Raw genomic sequence first — 24,273 nt, 5'->3', positions numbered from 1 at the left:
AATGCAGAAAGGAAGAATTTCCTTTCTGCATTTTGCAAATAAAACAAATATAGAGGAGGAGTCTAACGTTATGGCGAAAGTTGCAGTTGTCATGGGAAGTGATTCAGACTTTCCATTGATGAAAAAAGCATTAGATGTCTTTAAGCAGTTTGGAATTGACTACGACGTAAGGGTCATTTCGGCCCATAGGACACCAGATGTGGCGCACGATTTTGCAAAAAATGCGGTTTATAAAGGATGCGAAGTCATAATAGCTGCAGCAGGAAAAGCAGCTCATTTAGCTGGTGTCATGGCATCTATGACGCCGCTTCCTGTCATTGGAGTTCCTGTAAAATCATCTACATTAGATGGTTTGGATTCGCTTTTGTCTACTGTTCAAATGCCTCAGGGGATACCAGTTGCCACTGTTGCCATAGACGGAGCGTACAATGCGGCATTGTTGGCAGTAGAGATACTTGGAGTAAAGTATCCTGAGATCATGGAAAAAATCGTTGAGTACAAAAAGAATTTGGCAGAGGAAGTTATTGAAAAAGATAAAAAATTACAGGGGGAGATTTTATAATGGAAAAGTTAAACATGTTGTACGAAGGTAAAGCAAAAAGGGTCTATAAGACTACAGATGAGGATTATTACATTATTGAGTACAAAGATGATGCTACAGCATTTAACGGTATAAAAAAAGGCACTATTCAAAATAAAGGTGTGTTAAACAATGAAATATCTGCGATTTTGTTTGAGCTACTTGAAAAAGAAGGCATTCCAACACATTTTGTGAAAAAACTTAGTGACAGAGAAATGCTTGTTAAAAGCGTAGAAATCTATCCTATTGAAGTTTTAATAAGGAATTATGCAGCAGGAAGCATATCAAAGAGATTGGGGATAGAAGAAGGAACAAAACTTAAAAGGACGGTTTTAGAATTCTGCTACAAGAACGATGAACTTGGAGATCCTTTCATAAATGAGTACCACATAGAAGCGATGGAATTAGCCACAAAGGAAGAAGTGGAGACTATAAAAGAATATTCTTTTAAGATCAATGATATACTTTCAAAATTTTTCACATCAAAAAACATCATTTTAGTAGACTTTAAATTGGAATTTGGCAAATCTAAAGATGGTATAGTTTTGGCTGATGAGATTTCACCGGATACGTGCAGATTTTGGGACAGTGTAACGAAGGAAAAACTGGACAAAGACAGGTTTAGAAGAGATCTCGGGAATGTAGAAGGAGCTTATGTGGAAGTATTGAATCGACTTGAAAAACAGTGAGGTAAAATTATGATTGAAACTGTAAAGTTAAAAGAAGAATGTGGAGTATTTGGAGCATTTAGCTTAAATAGCCCAATACATCACCATATATACTATGGACTTCAAGCACTGCAACATCGCGGTCAGGAAAGCGCAGGAATTGCTGTGCTAAAAGGTTCATATGTAAACTGCATAAAAGGCATGGGGCTTTTATTAGAAGTGTTTTCTAAGGAAAACATAGATGACCTTGAAGGAAATGTGGGGATAGGTCATGTAAGATATTCGACTACTGGAAACAGCGATGCCTGCAATGCACAGCCATTCGTTGCGAATTTTAGCAGTGGATATATGGCTTTGGCGCATAACGGCAATTTGATAAACGCATTAGAGCTTAGAAAAGAGCTGGAAGATGAGGGCAGGATTCTTCAGACAACATCTGACAGTGAGATCATACTTCACCTGATAGCTAAGTATTATCGCAACGGACTGGTGGAATCTCTCGTAAAGACGATAGAAAAGATTAAAGGCTCGTACGCATTGGTCATATTGATGGAAGACAAGCTAATTGGAATAAGAGATAAAAATGGCATCAGACCACTTTGCATAGGCGTGAAGGATGGAAATTACTATCTATCATCTGAATCGTGCGCACTGGATGTGATTGGAGCAGAGCTTATTAGAGATGTAGAGCCTGGAGAGATAGTTATAATAGATAAAAATGGTTTAAACTCTGTGAAAGTTGATACTTTTGAAAAAAAGATGCCATGTGTTTTTGAGTATATATACTTTTCAAGGCCTGACAGCGTCTTAGAAGGAGTTAGTGTCTATAAGGCAAGGTACGAAATGGGAAAGAGATTAGCCATGGAAAGCAGTGTAGATGCCGATTTGGTGGTACCTGTTCCTGATTCTGGAGTGCCGGCTTCACGAGGGTACTCTTTTCAATCAGGTATTCCAATAGGAGAGGGTCTTATCAAAAATAAGTATATAGGGCGAACTTTTATCTGTCCAAAGCAGAAAGACAGAGAAATCGGTGTACGAGTCAAATTAAATGTCTTAAAAGAGCTGGTGAGGGATAAAAGAATCGTATTGATTGACGATTCTATTGTACGAGGCACTACTATGAAAAGGCTTGTTTCGCTTTTGAAAAAAGGCGGTGCAAAAGAAGTACACGTAAGGATAAGTTCTCCACCTGTCAAGTATTCATGTTATTTTGGAATAGATACTCCTACTAAAAAGGAACTGGTAGGTTCATACATGGAAGTGAAAGATATAAGGGATTACATTGGAGCAGACAGCTTAAGTTTTTTAAGCTTAGAAGGCTTAAGAGAAAGTGTGGGCTTAGAAAGCATCTGTGCAGCATGTTTTGATGGAAAGTATCCTATGGAAGTCCCAAAAGAAGGCAGCAAATACCTTTTCGAAAAAAAGTAAACTCAAGGAGGATGCCATGGACTACAAAGATGCTGGTGTAAATATAGATGAGGGAAACAAATTTGTAGAAATGATAAAGCCTATTGCAAAAGCCACTATGAAAAGCGGTGTTTTAAATGGAATAGGCGGCTTTGGAGCTCTTTATCAACTGACAGATTATAAGAATCCTGTTTTGGTTTCAGGCACAGATGGCGTCGGGACAAAACTAAAGATTGCTTTTATGATGAAAAAGTATGATACTATAGGTATAGACTTGGTTGCCATGTGTGTCAATGATGTAATCGTCAGTGGTGCAAAACCTTTATTTTTCCTCGACTACTTTGCTACTGGGAAGTTGCAAAGCGATGTAGGCATTGAAGTGATAAAAGGCATTGCAGCGGGATGCAGTGAAGCGGAATGTGCATTGATAGGAGGGGAGACAGCAGAGCTTCCAGGCATGTACAATGAAGGCGAATTTGATCTTGCTGGTTTTGCTGTAGGTGCTGTTGAAAAGGACGAGATAATCGATGGCAGAAATATTGAAGTCGGCGATGCAATAATAGGACTTGCATCATCAGGTATACACTCCAATGGGTATTCATTGGTGAGAAAAGTCTTGTTTGATGTAGGCAAAATGAGCACTGATGATTATGTAGAAGAATATGGACTATCGTTAGGGGAGATTATTTTAAAGCCTACCAGAATATATGTGAAGGCTTTTAAATCTTTAAAAGGCATAAGCATTAAAGGAATGGCTCACATAACAGGTGGAGGGTTTATAGACAATATACCGAGGACGCTTAAGGATGGTGTCTCTGCTAAGATAGACAAAAAGTCATGGGATGTTCCTCATATATTCAAATTGATAAAAGACATTGGAAAAATTGACGACATGGAAATGTATAGGACGTTTAACATGGGGATCGGGATGATCATTATTGTTCCAAACCATCAGTGCAATGATGCAATAAATCGGCTAAAAGCTGCAGGCGAGAAACCATTTATAATAGGAGAAATTGTAAATGGTGAAAAAGAGGTATTGATATGAGATTATTGGTTATGGCGTCGGGAAATGGTACTGACTTTCAGTCTATCATAGATGGCATAAAAAGCGGATATATCAACGCTGAAATTGTGGCACTTATTAGCGATAAAGAAGGGGCATACGCTTTAAAAAGAGCCGAAATGAACAATATACCTGCTTACTGCATTCCAAAGAAGAAGCTAAAGGAGAAATTTTATGAAGAACTTGCCAATGTTGTCAATGAGATAAATCCAGATGGAATAATTTTGGCAGGTTTTATAACGATATTGAATGAGGAAATCGTAAATAAATATCACAATAGGATAATAAACATACATCCATCTTTAATACCATCGTTTTGCGGCAAAGGGTACTATGGCATAAATGTCCACAAAGCTGTCGTTGATTACGGTGTGAAATACACTGGCTGCACAGTACATTTTGTTGATTCAGGCGCAGATACGGGTCCTATCATAATGCAAGATGTGGTAAAAGTTGAAGATGATGATACACCTGAGACAGTAGCATCTAAAGTTTTAAAGCTGGAGCACAGATTGCTGCCTTATGCTGTAAAGCTGTTTACTGAGGGAAGGCTTAAAGTTGAAGGAAGAAAGGTTTATATAAAATAGGAGGTATGATGATGTCAAAGAGAGCATTGATAAGTGTATCTAAAAAAGATGGAATCGCGGACTTTGCAAAAAAGTTAGATGAGATGGGCTATGAGATATTATCGACTGGCGGTACTTACAAGCTGTTAAAAGATATGGGCATAAACGCTTTAAAGGTCTCGGATGTCACAGGATTTCCTGAGATCTTAGACGGCAGAGTGAAGACATTGCATCCTAAGATACACGGCGGACTTTTAGCCATAAGAGACGATGAAAACCATAGAAGGCAGTTGGAGGAAAATGGTATAAAGCCTATCGACATAGTAGCAGTAAATTTGTATCCTTTTAAGGAGACGATACTGAAAGATGATGTTACGCTGGAAGATGCAATAGAGAATATAGACATCGGTGGACCGTCCATGATTAGAGCTGCAGCGAAAAACTACAAATACGTGACAGTCTTAGTTGACCCTGATGACTACGACAAAGTCGTTGAAGAAATAAAAGAATACGGAAATACGAAGGAAGAAACAAGATTCTATCTCGCTATGAAAGCATTTGGACATACTGCCTCATACGATTCACTTATATACAATTATCTTTTAGATAAAAATGGTGTAGAGTTTCCTGATACAATAACTTTTTCCTTTGAGAAATCGCAGGACATGAGATATGGCGAGAATCCGCATCAAAAAGCTGCATTTTACAAAAACTCATTGAAACCTTTTGGAATATCTGAATGCGTAAAGCTGCACGGAAAAGAGCTTTCTTTCAACAATATAAACGACGCAAATGCTGCGATTGAACTGTTAAAAGAATTTGATGAACCTGCTGCAGTGGCAGTAAAGCATACAAATCCATGTGGCGTTGCAGTTGCAGACAATATATACGATGCGTTTAAAAAAGCTTACGAATGCGATCCTGTTTCAATATTTGGCGGAATTGTGGCATTTAACCGCACTTTAGATGCAAATACGGCTTTAGAGCTTTCTAAAATATTTTTAGAGATAATAATAGCTCCTGATTTTGAGGAAGAAGCGTTGGAGATTCTCGAGAAAAAGAAAAACGTCAGGATTCTCAAGCTTTTAGATGGATACGTAAAAGAGTATGATTTAAAGAAGGTAGAAGGTGGAATATTAGTTCAGGAAAAAGATGAAGTCGATTTGTACGACGATAAACTGACTGTCGTCACAAAAAATGCCCCCAGTGAAAGTGAGCTTAAGGATTTAAGGTTTGCTTGGAAAGTCGTAAAGCATGTGAAATCAAATGCCATCGTTTTGGCTAAAGACGGGATGACAGTTGGAATTGGAGCTGGACAGGTGAACCGAATTTGGCCGACAGAGCAGTCCATAAGACAAGCAGGTGAAAAGGCAAAGGGAAGTGTGCTGGCTTCAGATGCGTTTTTCCCATTCCCTGATGTTGTGGAAGAAGCATCAAAAGCTGGTATTACATCTATTATCCAGCCTGGCGGATCTATAAATGACAATGCATCCATCGATGCGGCAGATAAAGCCGGGATTTCAATGATATTTACAGGTATAAGGCACTTTAAGCATTAAATAGAATCCCCGATTGTTTGGAGGAGAGAATATGAATGTTCTTGTTATAGGCGGCGGTGGCAGAGAGCATGCCATAGTTAAAAAAATCAAGGAAAGTAAAAAGGTAGATAAGATTTATTGTGCTCCCGGGAATGGCGGTATTGCTGACGCAGCGGAATGTATCGATATAAATGTATCTGATGTAGAGAAGCTTAAGAAATTCGCTATTGACAGTAGCGTGGACTTGACGATTGTTGGTCCTGAAGTTCCACTTATGAAAGGCATAGTTGATGAATTTGAAGATAGCGGACTTAGAATTTTCGGACCGAAAAGGGACGCTGCTGCTATAGAAGGCAGCAAATACTTTACAAAACTACTGCTTCATAAGTACAACATTCCTACTGCCAGATTTAAGGCTTTTGATAGATACGATGCAGCATTAAACTTTTTGAAGGATGTATGGTATCCTGTGGTCATAAAGGCAGATGGATTAGCACAAGGCAAAGGTGTGTTTTTAGTATACAGCTATAAAGGTGCAAAAGAGGCTCTGGACATACTTATGAAGGAAAAACGGTTTGGAACATCTGGCGACACAGTGATAATAGAAGAGATGCTTTTCGGCAGAGAAGTCTCTGTGTTGGCATTTACTGACGGTAAGACGATAGTCCCGATGGTATCTGCTATGGATTACAAGAGAATTTACGATGGGGATAAAGGGCCAAACACAGGAGGCATGGGCAACATAGCTCCAAATCCTTACTTTGATGATAAACTGCTTAGTGTTGTGGTGGATACAATATTAAAACCAGTCATAACTTCGCTGAAAAAAGAGGGGATAGTGTACAAAGGAGTCCTTTACGCTGGGTTGATACTCACAGAAGATGGACCAAAAGTCTTAGAATTCAATGCAAGATTTGGAGATCCTGAGACACAGGTTGTCCTTCCGCTTTTGAAAACAGATCTTATTGACATAGTAGAGGCTATAATCGATGAAAAGCTTAGTGATGTAAAAATAGAATGGGAAGATAAAAAAGCTGTTTGCGTAGTAGCAGCGTCAGAAGGTTATCCTGGTGAGTTTGATACAGGATATGATATAACAGGTGTTGAAAATACAGATGGTGTTTTTGTCTACCATGCAGGAACTACAAAAAAAGACGGTAAGTACAAAACATCTGGTGGGAGAGTCTTGGAAGTCACAGCACTGGGAAACACTTACGAAGAAGCCAGAAAAAAGGCCTATGATGAGCTTAAGAAGATACACTTTGAAGGAATGTATTTTAGAAGCGATATAGGCATCGTTTGAAAGTAAACCCGTATGGTTTTGCCATGCGGGTTTTTTGCATCATTGTTATCAATCCACACTTTTTGTGATATTATATAATAGAATATCAACAAAATAGGATGTGGTGAAATGGATATAAGACCGATAGGAGTGTTTGACTCAGGTGTAGGCGGACTTACAGTGTTGAAGAAGTTGAAGGAACTATTGCCAAATGAGGATTACATATATTTTGGTGATACAAAAAGAGTGCCGTACGGCGATAAGCCTAAGGATGAAATAGAAATGTATGCAAAGCAGATAATCAATTTTATGAATGAGAAAAATACGAAGATAATAGTGATTGCTTGCAATACTACGTGTGCCTCAATTGATAAAGATGAATATAAGGAGAATCTTTTTAGTGTGCTGGAGGCTGGAGCTGAAAGCGCTGCAGACATTACAAAGAACAATAAAGTTGGTGTCATCGCCACGACGAGGACAGTAGAAAGCGTCAGTTATGAAAGAAGTATAAAGCTTAAAAATGGCAATATAGATGTTTTTCAAAAAGCTTGTCCGGGATTTGTTCCATTGGTAGAAAAAGGGCTATCGGAAAGTGACGAATCATTTAGATTGGCAAAAGAGTATTTAAAAAATTTAAACGATGAAGGAATCGACACACTTGTCTTAGGGTGTACTCATTATCCGATACTTTTAAATGCCATCAAAAATGCCGTAAGAGAAGATGTGCTGATAATTGATCCGGCTGTTAGATTGTCGCATGATGTGATGAATTATTTAAAAGAAAATGATATGCTTAATTTAACTGGTGGTAAAACTCATTACTTTGTAAGCGGCGATGCGAAAAAATTTGCAGATGTTGCTAAACTAATACTAAATGAAGACATTGAGAACATAAGCTACGTTGACATAGAGAAATATTAAAAATGATAAAGAGGGGAGAAACATGAATGAGATTTTAAAAGAAGCCATGAAGATTCAAGAGGAAATCGTAGATATAAGGAGGAAAATACACAGAGAGCCAGAGCTGGGTTTTGAAGAGACAAAGACGTCTGAGCTTGTAAAAAAGTATCTTGGCAGTTTGGGAATTGAAACAAGGACAATTGCAAAGACCGGCATTGTAGGGACGATTTATGGCAATGGGCAGAAAACCATAGCTATTAGAGCTGATATGGATGCACTTCCGATACAGGAAGAAAATGACTTGCCTTATGCTTCGGCTGTACCTGGCAAAATGCACGCCTGTGGACACGATGTGCATACGGCAATTGCTCTTGGAGCAGCGAAGCTTATATCTAATATGAAAGATAAGCTTGACGGCAATGTGAAATTTATCTTTCAACCTGCTGAGGAGACGACAGGAGGAGCTAAGCCTATGCTTGATGCAGGTGCTTTTGATGACCCAAAAGTAGATGCTATAATAGGCTTACATGTGGATCCAGATCTCAATGTTGGACAAATTGGCTACACATTCGGAAAAGCTTACGCGTCATCGGATATGTTTGACATAAATGTAATAGGCAAAAGCAGCCATGGAGCGGAGCCACACAAATCTGTAGATCCTATAGCAATATCTGCAAATATAATCAACATGATTCAAACAGTGGTAAGTAGAGAATCAAACCCATTGGAGCCTCTTGTCATAACTATCGGCAGTATTGAAGGCGGCTATGCCAGAAATGTCATTGCCAGCAAAGTGCGCATGTCTGGCATAATAAGGATGTTAAATGAGGAAAATCGAGATAAGATAACAAAAAGGGTTGAAGACATAGCTAAAAATACTGCAGAAGCGATGGGAGGCAAAGCCGAATTTAATCGTGTTGAAGGATACCCGTGCCTCATAAACGATAGCAATATGATAGACATAATGAAAAGAAGTGCTGCATCAATCGTAGGTGACAGCAATGTGATAAGTGTACTGCCGACGCTTGGTGTCGAAGACTTTGCATACTACTTGAAAAAAGTTCCTGGCTGCTTTTATAAATTAGGGTGTGGAAACAAGGAGAAGGGAATAGATAAGCCTATTCATAACAACATGTTTGATGTTGATGAAAACTGCATTCCTTATGGTATAGCTATCCATGTATTGACTGCCATAAATTATTTAAAAAATGATTCAAAAGATGCAGTTAAGCAAAAGAGGATGCTTAAAAATATGCTTAATTACAGTGATTCTCTATAAAATTAGCATTTTATTAAAATTTTTTTGTAATATATAAAAATAAATTGGAAATCAGAAATGCCTTTGATACATATTTATGCATGATTTTTTGCCATATATAGCCATACTGATGTATAATCTTGAGAATAGGTTTATATATTTGCAAAAATACAGGAAATCTTGCAAAAATAATTTATGTGAAGCAAATCTTGACAAAATTAGATTATTGATGCATAATATGTATTGAAGGGTGGGTGATGAAAATGTTATTTATAATAACATTGATGGCGTTTATAATGATATTTGTACCCGCGGCGATAGAGAAAGATAACACTGAGTACGAAGAATTTTTAAGAAGTGAGTTTGGCTACAAAGATACGGTTGATACAGTGATTAGGAATGAAGATTTCAGTGAATTAGCTTATAGTTACAAGTTAAGATAGATAAAAGATTCCTCCCATTTAAACATGACCTCCGGCTATGCCGGATATTTTTATTTTCTGCCTTAAATCCATAGGCTTAATGTTGGTAAATGTAAAGAAAAATGATAAAATATAATGTATCAACAATTGATGAGGTGATGTTATGGAGATAAAAGTTGAAAGCTTTAAATTAGATCATAGAACGGTAAAAGCACCGTACGTGAGAAAATCAGGTACTCTGGTTGGACCTAACGGTGATGTCGTAACAAAGTACGATATAAGGTTGACACAGCCCAATGTAGATTCAATACCTACAGGTGGGATTCACACGTTAGAGCATTTATTTGCTACTTACTTTAGAGATTATTTCGATGACATAATAGATATTTCTCCTATGGGGTGCAGGACTGGATTTTACCTTACAAAGTTTGGAGACACATCAATTGATGAAATAAAAGATGCATTGAGAAAAGTCTTAGAAAGAGTTTTAACGACAAAAGAAGAAGATGTACCTGCTACAAATGAGATTCAGTGCGGTAACTATAGAGATCATTCTCTTTTTACCGCGAAGGAGTACGCAAAGGCTGTTTTGGAAAAACTTTAGAAGGTAATATATATTATGTGCCGCGAATAAACTATTGTGAGGTGTCGTGTATGCGCAATAGATCTTTTGTTCGCGGTGCTTTTATTTTGACTATAGCAAATGTTGTAGACAGGGCTATTGGCTTTGTCTTCAGAATCATCCTTTCTAATCTGCTGGGTTCTGAGGGAACTGGAATATATCAAATAGCACTGCCAATCTACTTTGTATCAATAACATTTATAACATCAGGAATTACGGCTGTTACATCTCGTTTTGTATCTGAGGAAAGAGCCAAAAATAACAAAAGAAATATTTTCAGCATAATGGAAGTTTCATTTTTTATCGTAATTATAATGGGCATAGCAATTTCATCTATAATATTCTTTAATGCCAAGTACATATCAAACAACTTGCTTCATGAGCCACGAGCGTATCTATCAATATTGATTTTTTCACCTGTACTGATTGTAGTTTCATCGTCTTCTATATTCAAAGGCTTTTTCCAAGGTTTAATTAACATGGTTCCTGCATCGGTGTCTGAGATTGTTGAACAGATAGTGAGAGTTTTTTTGACGTTGTATCTATTCAGCGTATTTACAGGAATGAAGCTGGAGTATGCTGCAGCAATAGCCGTATTTGGAATAGCCATAGGAGAAGTAACAAGTTTTATCATGTACATATTTTACTACAGGCGCGAATTAAAATACATAAATGAGGAAATGCCAAATGAAGGTACTATATGGAGTAAGGCAGATATTGCAAAGACAATAGTAAAGACGTCTTTTCCTATTACTATTTCAAGGATGATTGTAAACATCTTGGACTTGTTTGAATCTCTCATCATACCTTCAAAGCTTGTCAAATCAGGACTTTCACACAAAGAAGCTATATCTGAGTTTGGAAAGCTGTCTGGAATGGCTTATCCACTTGCATATATGCCTGCAGTTATAACAATGAGCTTGTCAGTTACAGTGCTTCCTGCAGTATCAGAAGCGGCATCTTTAAAAAGATGGGATGCAGTAAGGCAGAGGATAAATCAAGCCATAGGATATACTACTATGATAGGCATACCAGCAGCCGTATTGTTTTTGATGTTGCCTGATGAAATAGCTTCATTGCTTTACCCTAAAAGTCCAGGAGTAGGTTTGTTAGTTAAGGTAATAGCTGCAGGAAGCATTTTTGCATACCTGGAGTCTATAGTCACAAGCATATTGAATGGGCTTGGGATGCAAAACTTGGTTTTGAGAAATTCTGTCATCTGGACTACAATTTCTGTAATTGCCATGTATCTATTAGTGCCTATACCAAGTTTAAGGCTTTTTGGGTACATTTACGGTTTCATATTCGCCGATGCTTTTGTCTTTTTTTTAAATTTTAAAGCATTGATTAAGCTTACTAACTTAGAAATTGATTTTAACAATTGGTTCTTAAAACCGCTTATAGCTGCACTTATGATGGGCATTTATGACACGATCATTTATTTTAATTTGACTGCAATAATTGCGAACGAATGGATTACAATGTCTATTACAGTATTATCAGGATTTTTAGTATACATTGCATCATGTCAACTTGTAAAGCTTCCATATTTAGAAGATTTGAATAGATTGATATTTTCCAGGAATAAATAATAAAAACCCGCTTTAAACGGGTTTTTTCTCATGTTAAAAAGCTGGAACTATAGCGCCTTTGTACTTGTCTTCGATAAATTTCTTGACTTCATCAGAATTTAAGGCTTTTGCCAACTTTTGTATTGCTGGGTCGTTTTGATTGTCTTCCCTTACGACTAACACATTAGCATAAGGAGAATTTTTGTCTTCCATAAAAATTGCATCCTTTAAAGGGTTTAAGTTTGCCTCTAATGCAAAATTAGTGTTTATAATGGCCAAATCCACATCTTGAAGCGTCCTTGGAAGCTGAGGTGCTTCAAGCTCTACAATCTTTAAATGCTTTGGATTATCCACGATGTCTCTCGGGGTTTGTGTAAGGCCATTTGGGTCTTTTAACTTAATTAACCCTTCTTTTTGCAGTAGAAGCAGCGCTCTTCCTTCATTTGTAGCATCGTTTGGAACAGCCACTGTTGCACCGTCTTTTAATTCATCTTTTGACTTGATCTTTTTTGAATATGCCCCCATCGGTTCTACATGCACTTTGACTAATGGCACCAATTTTACATTGTTTTTCTTTTCGAAGTCCTCAAGGTATGGAACGTGTTGGAAGAAATTTGCGTCGATTTGCTTGTCGACAAGTGCAGTATTTGGCGTCACATAGTCGGTAAATTCTTTTATTTCAAGATCTACGCCTTCTTTTGCAAGAATAGGCTTTACTACATTAAGTATTTCTGCATGGGGGTTTGGCGTTGCACCAACGACTATCTTCGTCATTTTAGTAGAGGTATCTGTGTTTGAATTTGCGTTGGATGTAGCGGCTGTGTTGTTGGATTTTGTGCATCCTGATAAGATAAATGCAAATGTCAATATGAGAGTGAGAAATAAAAATGATTTTTTCATTACATACCATCCTTTCATCTTTTATCAACTTTTTTTGCAAGATAGTTTCCTATTCTTTGCACGATTTCTACAAAGATTATTAAGACTATGATTGTGGCAATAAGCACATCTGTCTGAAACCTTTGGTAGCCATATCTTATAGCCAGATCTCCAAGACCACCTCCTCCAATAGCACCTGCCATAGCAGAATACCCTAAAATATTTATCACTGTAAGAGTTATTCCCAATATAAGTGATGGCAATGATTCTGGAATCATGACTTTGAATATTATCTGTGGTATTGAAGCGCCAACAGATATAGATGCTTCAATGACGCCCCAGTCTACTTCTTTAAGAGATGATTCTACAACTCTTGCTACAAATGGGGCTGCAGCAATGGACAGTGGTACAATAGCAGCGGTAGGTCCTATAGTTGTGCCAACAATAAGCCTTGCCAATGGGAAGATTGCGATTATGAGGATTATGAACGGCACTGACCTCATGACATTGATCACAGTACCTAATACCTGATTTAACTTTAGATTTTCCTTTATATGACCTTGGTCGGTTATGACAAGTATTATGCCTAGAGGCAGTCCTATTATTACTGAGAAAAGTGTTGAGAAAAACACCATGTACAAAGATTCCCAAAGAGGTTCTTCCATAAGCTGCCACAAGTTTAACAGATACTGCAATGTGTTAGATGATACCATTTTTAAGCACCTCTATTCTAAGACCATTGTTTTCTAAAAATTTTATAGCATTTTTTATGGAATTCTGTTCACCGCTTATTTTTATTAAGAGATTTCCTATTTGTGAGTTTTGCACTCTTTCGATATTTCCGGAAATGATATTCACTTCAACATCGAAATTCTTTATCATGTGGGATATGACAGGCTGGTTGCTGCTGCTGCCAAAAAACGATAATCTCAAGATTTCCTCATTTGGATTTTCGTCATCAAGCAATATGTCTGGCGGAAGTTCAGCTATCATATCTTTTAAAAATCTCTTAGATGTTTCTGTTGAAGGATTTGAAAAAATGTCTATTACATTTCCTTCCTCGATAATCATTCCGTCTTCCAAAACTGCCACTTTGTCGCACAGATTTCTTATGACAGACATTTCGTGCGTTATTACCACGATTGTAATTCCGTATTGTTTGTTTATGTCCTTTAAAAGATTTAAGATGGATTCTGTCGTAGTAGGATCTAAAGCGGATGTGGCCTCATCAGATAGAATTATGTCTGGATTGTTTGCTAAAGCTCTTGCAATGCCTACCCTCTGTTTTTGCCCACCAGATAGCTGCGAAGGGTATGCGTACTTTTTGTCTTTTAAATCTACTACATCCAGCAATTCATCAACGCGTTTTTTTATGACAGAATCGCTGACTTTCGAGATCTTAAGAGGAAATGCTATGTTCTCATACACTGTAGAGTTCATCAAAAGATTGAAATGCTGAAATATCATGCCAATCTTTTTTCTCATATTTCTCAGTTCTTTTGAATTTAACTTTGTCATTTCTACGCCGTTTATAAGTATGCTGCCAGATGTAGGTTTTTCCAACATGTTGATGCATCTTATCAATGATGATTTCCCGGCACCGCTTAGACCCATTATGCCGTAAATTTCACCATCACGTATAGTTAAGTTGATGTCTTTTAAAGCTATTACCTCTTTTCCGTTTGTGTTGTAAACTTTGCTTAAGTTTTTTATTTCGATCAAATCATTTCACCTTCTTTTCACAAATGTAGTTTAAAAAAGCAATAAAAAAAACCTCCAATGAAAGAGGTTTCGTCCTCTCTCATCTCTCAGCAATCGCTGCAGGAATTGGCACCATTGCACATACGTGCCGGTTGCCGGGTTTCATCGGGCCAGTCCCTCCACCTCTCTAGATAAGAGAATAATTTCGTTTTTAGTTGTTAAAATGATTATATAGGATGGATGTTGAAAAGTCAAGCAAAATTTTCATGCGACAATATTAAATTTTTGTCATAATAAATCTGACAGTGTATTCACAAGTTTGTGTTGATTTAATCAATAAATTGATTATAATTAAGATGAAAGATAAGTTAACTTATTAATAATTTGTCATAGACGAAAGGACAAATATCTATGAAAGAGTTAAGTAGGCGCCAATTAGAAATCTTCAAAAAGGTTCTTTCAAAAGAAATTTCCAGTTTGGACGATATCGTCGTTTTGTACAAGTTAAGCAAAAGGACTGTTTACAGAGAAATAAATGCAATAAATGAATATATAAAAGAATACAATTTGAAGCTTAAAAATGACGATGGAGTACTAGTTTTAGAAGGAACTGATAATGATATCGAAAAATTCAAATTCGATGTAATAGGTTATAGGCCAAGCATTGACGCTGATAAAAGGCGAAAGTTGATACTATCTGAGCTTTTGCAGATGAAAGAACCTGTAAAACTTGAGTACTTCGCTAAAGAATACAATGTGACTACGGCAACAATAAGCTATGACATTAAAGAGATCGATAAGTGGCTAAACAAGCAAAATGTTACAATTGTAACTAAGCCTGGTGTTGGCATATACGTAAAAGGCGATGAAAGCAATATAAGAAGGGCCATAATAAATTTTCTGTATGACAATGTGGAGACAAAAGACCTAATTGAGTTTTTAAATAAAGGGTACAATAATATAAACAAGCTTAGTGAAGACATAAATGATAGATTACTCAGGCTTATAGACTACGATACGGTTTTAAAGATAGAGAAGGCTATACAAAAATTGGAGAAATCCCTTGATTACGAATTAGCAGAAAGCTCCTACATGGGGCTTACGGTACATCTGGCATTGGCGCTAAAAAGAATAAAAGAAGGCGAAAAGATAAAAATAGGTAATGAAAGCCTCTATGAGCTTAGGAAGTCAGATGAGTATAAGTTTGCAGAAATGCTTGCCAGGTTTCTGGAGGAAGAATTCGATATTTCTATTCCAGAAGATGAAATCGGATATATAACGATTCATCTACAAGGAGCAAGGTATAGGGCAAATACCGAAGACGTAAATGACGAGTTGTTAAATGAAATACTGCATGAGATGGTCAGCGTTGCAGAAGATGAATTTGGCACTGATCTTAAAGGCGATACGATGCTTTTAAGCGGTTTAAAGACGCACTTAAGGCCTACTATCTTTAGACTTCGCATGGGTCTTGCGATTAGAAATCCGCTTATAAATGACATAAAAGAACGGTACAGCGGCTTATTTGAAAAATGTATATCTATTGCAAATGTGATTAAAGACAAGCTTAATGTTGATGTGCCTGATGATGAAATTGGCTATATTGCGATGCATTTTGGCGCATCTATAGCAAGAAAAAGCGATATGATGAAAAGGCACAATATTTTAGTCGTGTGTGCCAGCGGCATAGGGACATCGAGGATGCTTCTATCTAAGCTTCAGATGTTTCCACAATTGAATATTGTAGATACAGTTTCCAGCTTGAGAGTTAAAGACTTTAAAGATAGAGATGATATTGACTTGATAGTGTCTACAATTCCGCTGGACATAAAGGACAAAGAGACAATAATAGTCAATCCGCTGCTTTTAGATGAAGACGTAAAAAAACTGAAAGACGCTTTAAACACAGATTTTATAATGGACTTCTCGGAGAAAAAAGTCATAGGCGACAGGTACAAAGAATTGGAACACATTGCGTGGTATGGCAAAAGGATAATTGAGCTATGCGATTTCCTTAAGCTTAAAGATGTCTATGGCAAAAACTCAAAAGACATCATAGATTTTCTCTTAGAAGATTTTGCTGGTAATGATGGAATCAATAATGAGAAGATAAAGCAGATAGAGGATAAGCTTTTGGGAAGAGAAAGCCTTGGGAAGATAATACTTCCAGGGAAAGGGTTTGTAATCTACCACTGTACAGCATCTGATTTGGTGGAGCCAATCCTCGTCTTTGGAAAAGTGAAAAGCCATGTCAAGATGAAAAATTTGATTAACGAGTATGAAATCATAAAGACAGCTTTTCTAATGGTTGCACCGGATGACGACAAGATGTGGATAGAGATACTTGGCGATTTAAGTGTTTCATTTATTGAAAGCAAAGACTTGGTAAAAAATCTCAATGAGATTAACAAAATTGATGAGGCGAAGGAATTTGTGAAGAAGGCCTTGATGGATAAGTATTACGATGAAATAAAGAGAAATCTTGTAGGTGATTAAAATGTTTAGTATTTCGGTAAAGCAACGAAAAATTTTCTATACGATGCTGTCCTTGGTGTGGATTGCAACTGCTGTGTATTCTATGATAAATGATACATTTGCACATGGCTTAGAGATTCTTTTGTTTGGTGCATTTTTCATTGCGGGAATTGCCCTTATACAAGCGTACATGATAAGGATGCTTAAATTGTATGACAAAAATTTAAAAAATGAAATAAAAAAGAAAAACAAAAAAAGGAGGTAATTTACTATGGCTATACATGGTGTTATATTGTGCAGTTGGGGTGCTACATCAAGTGCATTAGCAAAAAAAGTGACTGATGAAGCAAAAAAGCAAGGTTTAGATGTGACAGTAGATGCGGGAGGCACAGGTGAATTCAAGAAAAAAGCTGAAGAATACGATGTTGCTCTTTTGGAGCCGCAGGTAAGGCATTTAAAGAAGGAAGTTGAGACGATAGCTGAAAAGTTTGGCATTCCTGTTGACATCGTTGATATGCAGGCTTTTGCACTTATGGATGCAAAAAAGATATTGAATCAGATCATCGAGCTTGCTAAGAAAAATGGAAAAGATGCATAGGAGGTAATAAGATGAACGAAAGACTTACTAACAATTGGTTTATGAAATGGATGGAGTCATCTTTGATGCCTGTACTGGCAAGGATTGCTCAAAATGTCATACTTCAATCTATAAGAGATGCTTTTTCAAGTTTCGCATTGCCAGTTATATTGACAGGTTCATTGTTTTTGATAATAGCCAATCCACCACTTGCAGAAGGCGCAAATTGGGGTCCTATTGTGGCGTGGGCAAATGCTATTAAGCCTATTGCTGGCCAGTTGATGATTCCTTTTAACTTATCGTTTGGCATTATGGCTTTGATGGTTGCATTTGGTACAGCATATAGTTTGGCTACTCGCTGGGATCTTGATGAAGCAATGACAGGTATTATTTCCATGTTAGCATTTTTAGTAACAACATTCCCAGCATCAGACGTTACAAAAGTAAGTTTCGGTGATGTTTTAAATTACCTTGGTGGACAAGGTTTGTTTGTAGCTATAATAATAGGCGTGTTGACAGCAGTTGTGGTTAGATTCTTCAATAAGCAAGGCCTTGTAATAAGGATGCCTGAAGCCGTGCCACCTTATGTTGTAAGAAGCTTTATGGCACTTGTACCGATGTTTGTCATGGTAGTATCGGCTTGGATAGTAGAGTGGATCGTATGGGCTAACTTCAAAGTCACATTGCCACAGTTAGTAATAGAGCTATTTAAGCCGCTTGTTGCAGCATCAAATAGCTATTGGGCAGCTTTAGCTGAGATAATCCTTATGATGCTTTTGTGGTCACTTGGAATCCACGGCATGAATGTCGTATCATCTATAGCATATCCTTTCTGGATGAGTCAGCTTGCTGCAAATGTAAAAGCATTAAATGCACATCAACCTATGACAGGTATCGTCACAGAACCATTCTTCCATATGTTCACACACCTTGGTGGTTCAGGTACAACATGGCCTCTTGTCATAATGTTCTTGTTTTCAGCATCAAAACAGCTTAAGACGATAGGTACAGCAGAGCTTATCCCTGCTATATTCAATATAAATGAACCGCTTATTTTCGGTGCTCCAATAGTTTTAAATCCTATATTGATGATACCATTTATAATTGCACCTGCAGCGGTTGTTACGATAAACTACATCGCATTCCATTTCCACTTAGTAACAGGACCATTGTACCAGCTTCCATTTACAGTTCCTGTATTTATAGGTGGTTTCATATCAAGTGGTCTTGACTGGAGAGGACCGATTCTACAGCTTGTAAACCTGATTGTAGCAGGTATCATATACTATCCATTCTTCAAAATGTATGAAGCACAGCTTTTGAAGAATGAAAGAGAGCTTGAGGAAAAATAATTAAAATATATTAAGGAGGAACCCTTTGATGGAATTAGAGCAAATTATATACAATTTAGTCTTGCACGGTGGGAACGCCAGAGGCGAGGCTTATGAAGCATTAGATGCAGCAGAAAAAGGGGATTTTGAATCTGCCGAGAAGCATCTAGAAAAGGCTGATGAGGAATTTTACGCAGGCCATGATTATCAAAACGCATTGGTGCAAGGTGAACAAAGCGAAACACCTAATTTCCTTGTTATACACGCTCAAGACCAGCTTATGACGGCTCTTGCAGAAAAGAACCTCATAAGAAGACTTGTGGATCTTTACAAGAGGTTAGATGCCCTTGAAAAGAAGGTAAAATAAATATTGAATTAAAAGGTGAGTCAATCCTCACCTTTTAATTTTGTCTTTTTAGATTGCTTTTTATCTTTTTTGCTTTAAAGTATTGAATAATTTGTGCAAATTTTGTACAATGGAGATGGACATTTTATAAAAAATTTTAAGAGAGAGGGATTGTCGATGTACGATTCTAAAATAAAGGACGAGAACGTGGACAAGCTTTTTGAAGCGATTTTAATGCTTAAAGACATGGAAGAATGTTATCGTTTTTTTGAAGATATAGCTACCATAAACGAGGTTAAATCGCTGGCTCAAAGACTTCAAGTGGCTAAAATGTTAAGAGATAGGAAGACGTATATTGAAATAGCCGAAAAGACAGGAGCCAGCACCGCTACAATAAGCAGAGTCAACAGGGCGCTTAATTATGGAGCAAATGGATACAATTTGATTTTAGATAGATTAAAGGAAAAATCTCGGTAGACCCGAGATTTTATTTGATTATAGGCGTGACGATAAAATGGTTGATTAATTGAAAAGTTACATATACAATATAATCGTAAGTTTAGGTGCAAATATTTTATTTGGAGTGAATTAGATGAATATTCTTGAAGGATTAAATGACAGACAGAAGGAGGCAGTTGTCACTACAGAAGGACCTGTTTTGATTTTGGCTGGTGCAGGCAGCGGCAAGACGAGAGTTTTGACACATAGAATTGCATACCTTGTAAGGGAGAAAAATGTGTCACCAGCTAACATCATCGCCATTACATTTACAAACAAAGCAGCAGAAGAAATGAAGGACAGAGTTGAGTCGCTTTTAGGATATGTAGGAGATATATGGGTTTCTACATTCCATTCAGCATGTGTCCGCATATTGAGAAGGGATATTGAAAAGATAGGGTACGATAGAAATTTTGTAATATACGATACGCAAGATCAAAAAACGCTGATTTCTGACTGTATAAAAGAGTTGAATTTAAATGACAAGCAGTACACAATAAAAGGAATGTTAGCTGCCATATCAAAGGCAAAAGACAAGATGATATCGCCAGACGACTATTTGCTGGAATTTGGCAATGACTACAGAAATAAAAAAATTGCTGATGTTTATAAGCTGTACCAAAAGAAGCTTAAGAAGGACAATGCACTGGATTTCGATGATATAATAATAAAGACCATAGAACTTTTTCAAAAAAACGAGGACATATTGAGGTATTATCAAAACAAATTCAGGTATATAATGATAGATGAGTATCAAGATACAAATAGGCCACAGTATGAATTTGTAAATTTATTGGCCCAAAAGTACAGAAACCTTTGTGTCGTAGGTGATGATGATCAAAGCATATATGGATGGAGAGGGGCCGACATAAAGAATATTTTAGACTTTGAGAAAGATTATCCAGAGGCTAAGGTTATAAAGCTTGAACAAAATTACCGCTCAACGCAGGTTATACTTGATGCGGCCAACAGCGTCATTGACAATAATGTTAAAAGAAAAAGAAAAAGACTGTGGACAGATAATAAAAACGGTGAAAAGATTGTCGTATGGGAAGCACAAAATGAGAGGGATGAGGCTAATTTCATCATAGAGACGATAAAAAACTTGGTTTCTGAGGGGAGAAAATATTCGGATTTTGCTGTCTTATACAGGACAAATGCCCAGTCCCGTATATTTGAAGAAGCTTGTATGGCGAATGACGTACCGTATAAATTAGTTGGAGCATTGAGGTTTTACGATCGAAAAGAGATAAAAGACATTATTGCGTATTTAAGGATTCTTATAAATCCATACGATGATGTATCATTAAAAAGGATAATAAATGTGCCTAAAAGAGGCATTGGTGAGTCAACTGTAGCTTCTTTAGAAAAATACGCTGTAGAACATGACACAAGCATGTACTTTGCAATTCCTAATGTTGAAGTCAGCGGAAGAACGAGAAAGGCACTTGATAGCTTTAAAGAGTTTATTGACGATCTGATAAGCCAGCTTGACTTTATGACTGTCACTGAAGTTATCGATTATGTACTGGATAAAACTGGATATATAGAGGAGCTTAAGGCCGACGGCACTGAAGAATCTGAAGGAAGAATAGAAAATATAAATGAGTTTATCGGTGCAGCACGTGAATTCATGGAAAGCTCCCAGGACAAGTCTTTAGAAGCTTTTTTGTCAAGCATAACATTGGTATCTGATATTGATACGGCAGGTGAAATAGGAGAAAGCTTAGTTTTAATGACGCTACACTCAGCTAAAGGGCTTGAATTTCCCGTCGTATTTATAGCAGGTATGGAAGAAGGGATATTTCCTAATTCTATGTCATTTGTGGACGAGCATGAACTGGAGGAAGAAAGAAGGCTGTGTTATGTAGGCATAACTCGGGCAAAAGAAAGGCTTTTTATGACTTATGCGAGAAATAGAAATCTGTACGGCAAGCCACAGTACAATACGGCTTCAAGGTTTATCAATGAAATTCCTCGAGATTTGGTCATTGAATACGACAAAGGCACTGTTAAAAGAAATGATTATGTTTCAGTTTCATCGTATATAAATACTTTTGCCAGGAAGGCGAATAATAAAGAAAACTACAACCCAGGAGATAAGGTTGAGCACAAATTATGGGGCATTGGAACTGTAGTGAGCGTGGATGGAAGCGGCGATGACAAGGAATTGACTGTTGCATTTCCTAATGTTGGCATAAAGAGGTTGTCTTTGAAGTACGCTCCAATCAGGGCTATATCGTAAGGTGGTGTATTTATGACGATAGAAGACAGGATAAAGGAATTGAGAGATAAGCTTAATCATCACAGCTACATGTACTATGTACTGGACAAGCCAGAGATATCCGACTACGAATACGACATGATGATGAGAGAGCTCATTGAGTTAGAAGAAAAGTACCCTCAATTTAAGACACCTGATTCACCCACTCAAAGGGTTGGCGGCGAACCTTTGAAAGAGTTTGAACCATTTACACATGTAGTGCCGATGCAAAGTTTGGCAAATGCTTTTTCTGAAGGCGAGCTTAGAGATTTTGACAGGAGAGTAAGAGCATCTGTCGGTGATGTAGAATACGTAGTAGAGTTTAAAATTGACGGTTTATCTGTGGAGCTTATATATGAAAATGGCTTTTTTACTGTCGGCTCCACGAGAGGTGATGGAATTATAGGTGAAAATGTGACAAACAATCTAAAAACCATTAAATCAATTCCTTTAAGACTTAAAGATGATTTAAACCTCATCGTAAGAGGTGAGGTTTTTATGCCTAAGGCTTCATTTGAAAAGTTAAACGAAGAAAGAGAATTAAACGGAGAAAGCCTTTTTGCAAATCCGAGAAATGCTGCTGCTGGATCACTTAGGCAATTAAATCCTAAAATCACGGCTAAAAGAGATCTGGACATTTTCGTATTTAATTTACAGAGAATAGATGGAATAGAATTAAAAACGCATGCCGAAGCATTAGAATTTTTGAAATATCAAGGATTTAAAGTAAGCCCCCATATTAAAGTATGTAGAAATATAGACGAAGTCATTGATGACATAAATTACATAAGGGACATAAGGGATGGTTTGCCTTATGAAACAGATGGCGCTGTTGTCAAGGTAAATGATTTGGAGAAAAGGGATATTTTAGGTTCTACTGCAAAGGATCCTCGTTGGGCAATCGCATTTAAGTATCCAGCAGAAAGACAAAAGACGAAAGTCAAAGACATAGTAGTTCAGGTTGGAAGGACCGGTGCATTGACGCCAACTGCCATATTAGAGCCTGTGAAAATTGCAGGTTCCATCGTATCAAGAGCGACGCTTCACAATGAAGATTACATAAGAGAAAAGGACATAAGAATCGGTGATACGGTGATAATCCAAAAAGCAGGCGAAATCATACCTGAAGTTGTAAGTGTTGTAGCAGAAGAAAGAGATGGCAGCGAGAAGTTTTTTATCATGCCAGAAGTGTGTCCTGAGTGCGGTGCTGCAACAGTGAGGCTTCCAGGTGAATCTGTGACTAAGTGCACAGGTTTAAACTGTCCTGCTAAGTTAAAAAGAGGCATAATACACTTTGCATCTAAAGATGCCATGGACATAGATGGATTAGGACCAGCGGTAATAGGACAGCTTCTTGACAACCATCTTATACACAATATATCAGATCTGTATTATTTGAAGTACGATGATTTGGTAAAACTTGATAGGATGGGAGATAAATCAGCAAAGAATCTCATCAATGCTATAGAAGAAAGCAAAGGCAGAGATTTAGACAGATTGATTTTTGGGCTTGGCATTGATCTCATTGGAAGCAAAGCTGCCGGCATTTTAGCCAGTCATTTCAAGACGATGGAATCTCTTGAGAAAGCTACTTTTGAGGAGCTTACTGAAATAGAGGAAATTGGCCCTAAGATGGCAGACAGTGTGGTAGCCTTTTTTAAGGAAAAGCAAAATCTCAATATAATAGACAGATTGAAAGCTGCTGGTGTAAATATGCGCAAGAAGGATGCAATAAATGTTAATGACGATTTTAAAGGACTTACTTTTGTCTTAACTGGAACACTTGAAAAGTACACAAGAGATGAGGCTAAAAAGCTTATAGAAGAAAGAGGGGGAAAAGTGACAGGTTCTGTCAGCAAAAAGACAGATTATGTCGTTGTAGGTGCAGATCCAGGTTCAAAGCTTTCAAAAGCACAAGAGCTTGGAGTAAAGATTTTAAATGAAGAACAGTTTGAAAACATGTTGAAACAATGATAAAATTAACTAAATGATGCTTTTTATTAGTATTTAAGAGTTGAAAGGGTGTGTATGCATGTCAATTACAAAAGACCAAGTTATCCACGTATCAAAATTAGCAAGGCTTAAATTTTCTGATGACGAGTTAGAGAAATTTTCTCATCAGCTTGATAGCATTATAAAATATGTGGACAAGTTAAATGAGCTAAATACAGATGGCGTAGAGCCTACAGCGCATATTGTCCCAATAAGCAATGTTTTCCGCGAAGATGAAGTTGTGCCATCAATGGACAGAGAAAAAATCCTTATGAATGCTAAAGAAAAAGAAGATGGATGCTTTAAAGTACCAAAGATAATCGAGTGAGGT

Annotated in this window: 24 protein-coding genes and 1 riboswitch; of the genes, 21 read left to right on the top strand and 3 right to left on the bottom strand. The window is 37.2% G+C overall.

Annotated elements, in window-relative coordinates:
* Positions 1 to 70: 70 nt before the first annotated feature.
* From purE to spoVB, 12 genes are all read left to right on the top strand, one after another.
* Entirely contained in the window at positions 71 to 562 is a 492-nt protein-coding gene (gene purE, locus BVF91_RS00810; RefSeq protein WP_085111636.1) for a 5-(carboxyamino)imidazole ribonucleotide mutase, read from the top strand.
* Positions 562 to 1,269 (top strand): phosphoribosylaminoimidazolesuccinocarboxamide synthase, encoded by a 708-nt coding sequence (purC, locus tag BVF91_RS00805; RefSeq protein WP_045413006.1) that lies wholly within the window; start codon positions 562 to 564, stop codon positions 1,267 to 1,269. Before purE ends, purC begins: the two co-directional genes overlap by 1 nt.
* Positions 1,270 to 1,278: 9 nt before the next feature.
* A complete protein-coding gene (gene purF / locus BVF91_RS00800) occupies positions 1,279 to 2,676 on the top strand; it encodes an amidophosphoribosyltransferase (RefSeq protein WP_085111635.1) in 1,398 nt (465 codons plus the stop codon).
* A 16-nt stretch (positions 2,677 to 2,692) separates the two neighbouring features.
* Positions 2,693 to 3,703, top strand: a complete 1,011-nt coding sequence (gene purM, locus BVF91_RS00795; protein WP_085111634.1) for a phosphoribosylformylglycinamidine cyclo-ligase — start codon at positions 2,693 to 2,695, stop codon at positions 3,701 to 3,703.
* Positions 3,700 to 4,308, top strand: a complete 609-nt coding sequence (gene purN, locus BVF91_RS00790) for a phosphoribosylglycinamide formyltransferase (RefSeq protein WP_085111633.1) — start codon at positions 3,700 to 3,702, stop codon at positions 4,306 to 4,308. The genes purM and purN overlap by 4 nt, the downstream gene beginning before the upstream one ends.
* 11 nt (positions 4,309 to 4,319) lie before the next feature.
* Positions 4,320 to 5,846, top strand: a complete 1,527-nt coding sequence (gene purH, locus BVF91_RS00785; protein WP_085111632.1) for a bifunctional phosphoribosylaminoimidazolecarboxamide formyltransferase/IMP cyclohydrolase — start codon at positions 4,320 to 4,322, stop codon at positions 5,844 to 5,846.
* 31 nt (positions 5,847 to 5,877) lie between these two features.
* Positions 5,878 to 7,128: a phosphoribosylamine--glycine ligase gene (purD, locus tag BVF91_RS00780; RefSeq protein ID WP_085111631.1), complete on the top strand. Its 1,251-nt coding sequence runs from the start codon at positions 5,878 to 5,880 to the stop codon at positions 7,126 to 7,128.
* A 108-nt stretch (positions 7,129 to 7,236) separates the two neighbouring features.
* Positions 7,237 to 8,028, top strand: coding sequence for a glutamate racemase (gene murI, locus BVF91_RS00775; protein WP_085111630.1), 792 nt, complete (start codon positions 7,237 to 7,239; stop codon positions 8,026 to 8,028).
* Positions 8,029 to 8,050: 22 nt separating this feature from the next.
* Entirely contained in the window at positions 8,051 to 9,286 is a 1,236-nt protein-coding gene (locus BVF91_RS00770) for a M20 metallopeptidase family protein (protein WP_085111629.1), read from the top strand.
* 236 nt (positions 9,287 to 9,522) lie between these two features.
* Positions 9,523 to 9,708 (top strand): hypothetical protein, encoded by a 186-nt coding sequence (locus BVF91_RS00765; RefSeq protein WP_240495749.1) that lies wholly within the window; start codon positions 9,523 to 9,525, stop codon positions 9,706 to 9,708.
* A 142-nt stretch (positions 9,709 to 9,850) separates the two neighbouring features.
* Positions 9,851 to 10,291 (top strand): S-ribosylhomocysteine lyase, encoded by a 441-nt coding sequence (locus tag BVF91_RS00760; RefSeq protein WP_085111627.1) that lies wholly within the window; start codon positions 9,851 to 9,853, stop codon positions 10,289 to 10,291.
* A gap of 50 nt (positions 10,292 to 10,341) precedes the next feature.
* Complete coding sequence (gene spoVB, locus BVF91_RS00755) at positions 10,342 to 11,901, top strand: stage V sporulation protein B (RefSeq protein ID WP_085111626.1); 1,560 nt, start codon at positions 10,342 to 10,344, stop codon at positions 11,899 to 11,901.
* A 33-nt stretch (positions 11,902 to 11,934) separates the two neighbouring features.
* Here the strand turns inward: spoVB and BVF91_RS00750 are convergent, their stop codons facing one another.
* Genes BVF91_RS00750 through BVF91_RS00740 form a run of 3 tightly spaced genes read right to left on the bottom strand, consistent with a single transcriptional unit; the run spans position 11,935 to position 14,481 of the window.
* Entirely contained in the window at positions 11,935 to 12,780 is an 846-nt protein-coding gene (locus BVF91_RS00750; RefSeq protein ID WP_085111625.1) for a MetQ/NlpA family ABC transporter substrate-binding protein, read from the bottom strand.
* 14 nt (positions 12,781 to 12,794) lie between these two features.
* Complete coding sequence (locus BVF91_RS00745) at positions 12,795 to 13,472, bottom strand: methionine ABC transporter permease (RefSeq protein ID WP_085111624.1); 678 nt, start codon at positions 13,470 to 13,472, stop codon at positions 12,795 to 12,797.
* Positions 13,459 to 14,481: a methionine ABC transporter ATP-binding protein gene (locus BVF91_RS00740; protein WP_085111623.1), complete on the bottom strand. Its 1,023-nt coding sequence runs from the start codon at positions 14,479 to 14,481 to the stop codon at positions 13,459 to 13,461. The genes BVF91_RS00745 and BVF91_RS00740 overlap by 14 nt, the downstream gene beginning before the upstream one ends.
* 76 nt (positions 14,482 to 14,557) lie before the next feature.
* Positions 14,558 to 14,658: riboswitch (SAM riboswitch) on the bottom strand.
* A gap of 213 nt (positions 14,659 to 14,871) precedes the next feature.
* Here BVF91_RS00740 and BVF91_RS00735 point away from each other — a divergent pair.
* The 9 genes from BVF91_RS00735 (at position 14,872) to gatC (ending at position 24,270) form a co-directional block, all read left to right on the top strand.
* Entirely contained in the window at positions 14,872 to 16,956 is a 2,085-nt protein-coding gene (locus BVF91_RS00735) for a BglG family transcription antiterminator (RefSeq protein ID WP_085111622.1), read from the top strand.
* Between the two features lies 1 nt (position 16,957).
* A complete protein-coding gene (locus BVF91_RS00730; RefSeq protein WP_045413035.1) occupies positions 16,958 to 17,200 on the top strand; it encodes a hypothetical protein in 243 nt (80 codons plus the stop codon).
* A 6-nt stretch (positions 17,201 to 17,206) separates the two neighbouring features.
* On the top strand, positions 17,207 to 17,533 hold the full coding sequence (locus BVF91_RS00725) for a PTS sugar transporter subunit IIB (RefSeq protein ID WP_013787521.1): 327 nt from the start codon (positions 17,207 to 17,209) through the stop codon (positions 17,531 to 17,533).
* An 11-nt stretch (positions 17,534 to 17,544) separates the two neighbouring features.
* Positions 17,545 to 18,864: a PTS sugar transporter subunit IIC gene (locus BVF91_RS00720; RefSeq protein ID WP_045413038.1), complete on the top strand. Its 1,320-nt coding sequence runs from the start codon at positions 17,545 to 17,547 to the stop codon at positions 18,862 to 18,864.
* A gap of 28 nt (positions 18,865 to 18,892) precedes the next feature.
* Positions 18,893 to 19,210 carry a PTS sugar transporter subunit IIA gene (locus BVF91_RS00715; RefSeq protein ID WP_045413042.1) on the top strand — a complete coding sequence of 106 codons (318 nt, stop codon included), beginning with the start codon at positions 18,893 to 18,895 and terminating at the stop codon, positions 19,208 to 19,210.
* A gap of 156 nt (positions 19,211 to 19,366) precedes the next feature.
* The gene (locus tag BVF91_RS00710; RefSeq protein WP_013787524.1) at positions 19,367 to 19,666 is read left to right on the top strand and encodes a YerC/YecD family TrpR-related protein; all 300 of its coding nucleotides are present in this window, start codon (positions 19,367 to 19,369) and stop codon (positions 19,664 to 19,666) included.
* A gap of 115 nt (positions 19,667 to 19,781) precedes the next feature.
* A complete protein-coding gene (gene pcrA / locus BVF91_RS00705; RefSeq protein ID WP_085111621.1) occupies positions 19,782 to 21,932 on the top strand; it encodes a DNA helicase PcrA in 2,151 nt (716 codons plus the stop codon).
* Positions 21,933 to 21,944: 12 nt separating this feature from the next.
* Positions 21,945 to 23,924, top strand: a complete 1,980-nt coding sequence (gene ligA / locus BVF91_RS00700) for an NAD-dependent DNA ligase LigA (RefSeq protein ID WP_085111620.1) — start codon at positions 21,945 to 21,947, stop codon at positions 23,922 to 23,924.
* Between the two features lie 58 nt (positions 23,925 to 23,982).
* Positions 23,983 to 24,270: an Asp-tRNA(Asn)/Glu-tRNA(Gln) amidotransferase subunit GatC gene (gatC, locus tag BVF91_RS00695; protein ID WP_013787527.1), complete on the top strand. Its 288-nt coding sequence runs from the start codon at positions 23,983 to 23,985 to the stop codon at positions 24,268 to 24,270.
* Positions 24,271 to 24,273: the final 3 nt, after the last annotated feature.

The organism is Thermoanaerobacterium sp. PSU-2 (assembly GCF_002102475.1).
Taxonomy (GTDB): domain Bacteria; phylum Bacillota; class Thermoanaerobacteria; order Thermoanaerobacterales; family Thermoanaerobacteraceae; genus Thermoanaerobacterium.
Note: the sequence above shows the minus strand (reverse complement) of the source record. Positions and strands in the feature narration are given on the sequence as shown.

Coding starts and splice junctions, on each gene's coding strand:
- purE (WP_085111636.1), top strand. CDS start 71: ATGGCGAAAGTTGCAGTTGTCATGGGAAGTGATTCAGACTTTCCATTG.
- purC (WP_045413006.1), top strand. CDS start 562: ATGGAAAAGTTAAACATGTTGTACGAAGGTAAAGCAAAAAGGGTCTAT.
- purF (WP_085111635.1), top strand. CDS start 1,279: ATGATTGAAACTGTAAAGTTAAAAGAAGAATGTGGAGTATTTGGAGCA.
- purM (WP_085111634.1), top strand. CDS start 2,693: ATGGACTACAAAGATGCTGGTGTAAATATAGATGAGGGAAACAAATTT.
- purN (WP_085111633.1), top strand. CDS start 3,700: ATGAGATTATTGGTTATGGCGTCGGGAAATGGTACTGACTTTCAGTCT.
- purH (WP_085111632.1), top strand. CDS start 4,320: ATGTCAAAGAGAGCATTGATAAGTGTATCTAAAAAAGATGGAATCGCG.
- purD (WP_085111631.1), top strand. CDS start 5,878: ATGAATGTTCTTGTTATAGGCGGCGGTGGCAGAGAGCATGCCATAGTT.
- murI (WP_085111630.1), top strand. CDS start 7,237: ATGGATATAAGACCGATAGGAGTGTTTGACTCAGGTGTAGGCGGACTT.
- BVF91_RS00770 (WP_085111629.1), top strand. CDS start 8,051: ATGAATGAGATTTTAAAAGAAGCCATGAAGATTCAAGAGGAAATCGTA.
- BVF91_RS00765 (WP_240495749.1), top strand. CDS start 9,523: ATGAAAATGTTATTTATAATAACATTGATGGCGTTTATAATGATATTT.
- BVF91_RS00760 (WP_085111627.1), top strand. CDS start 9,851: ATGGAGATAAAAGTTGAAAGCTTTAAATTAGATCATAGAACGGTAAAA.
- spoVB (WP_085111626.1), top strand. CDS start 10,342: ATGCGCAATAGATCTTTTGTTCGCGGTGCTTTTATTTTGACTATAGCA.
- BVF91_RS00750 (WP_085111625.1), bottom strand. CDS start 12,780: ATGAAAAAATCATTTTTATTTCTCACTCTCATATTGACATTTGCATTT.
- BVF91_RS00745 (WP_085111624.1), bottom strand. CDS start 13,472: ATGGTATCATCTAACACATTGCAGTATCTGTTAAACTTGTGGCAGCTT.
- BVF91_RS00735 (WP_085111622.1), top strand. CDS start 14,872: ATGAAAGAGTTAAGTAGGCGCCAATTAGAAATCTTCAAAAAGGTTCTT.
- BVF91_RS00730 (WP_045413035.1), top strand. CDS start 16,958: ATGTTTAGTATTTCGGTAAAGCAACGAAAAATTTTCTATACGATGCTG.
- BVF91_RS00725 (WP_013787521.1), top strand. CDS start 17,207: ATGGCTATACATGGTGTTATATTGTGCAGTTGGGGTGCTACATCAAGT.
- BVF91_RS00720 (WP_045413038.1), top strand. CDS start 17,545: ATGAACGAAAGACTTACTAACAATTGGTTTATGAAATGGATGGAGTCA.
- BVF91_RS00715 (WP_045413042.1), top strand. CDS start 18,893: ATGGAATTAGAGCAAATTATATACAATTTAGTCTTGCACGGTGGGAAC.
- BVF91_RS00710 (WP_013787524.1), top strand. CDS start 19,367: ATGTACGATTCTAAAATAAAGGACGAGAACGTGGACAAGCTTTTTGAA.
- pcrA (WP_085111621.1), top strand. CDS start 19,782: ATGAATATTCTTGAAGGATTAAATGACAGACAGAAGGAGGCAGTTGTC.
- ligA (WP_085111620.1), top strand. CDS start 21,945: ATGACGATAGAAGACAGGATAAAGGAATTGAGAGATAAGCTTAATCAT.
- gatC (WP_013787527.1), top strand. CDS start 23,983: ATGTCAATTACAAAAGACCAAGTTATCCACGTATCAAAATTAGCAAGG.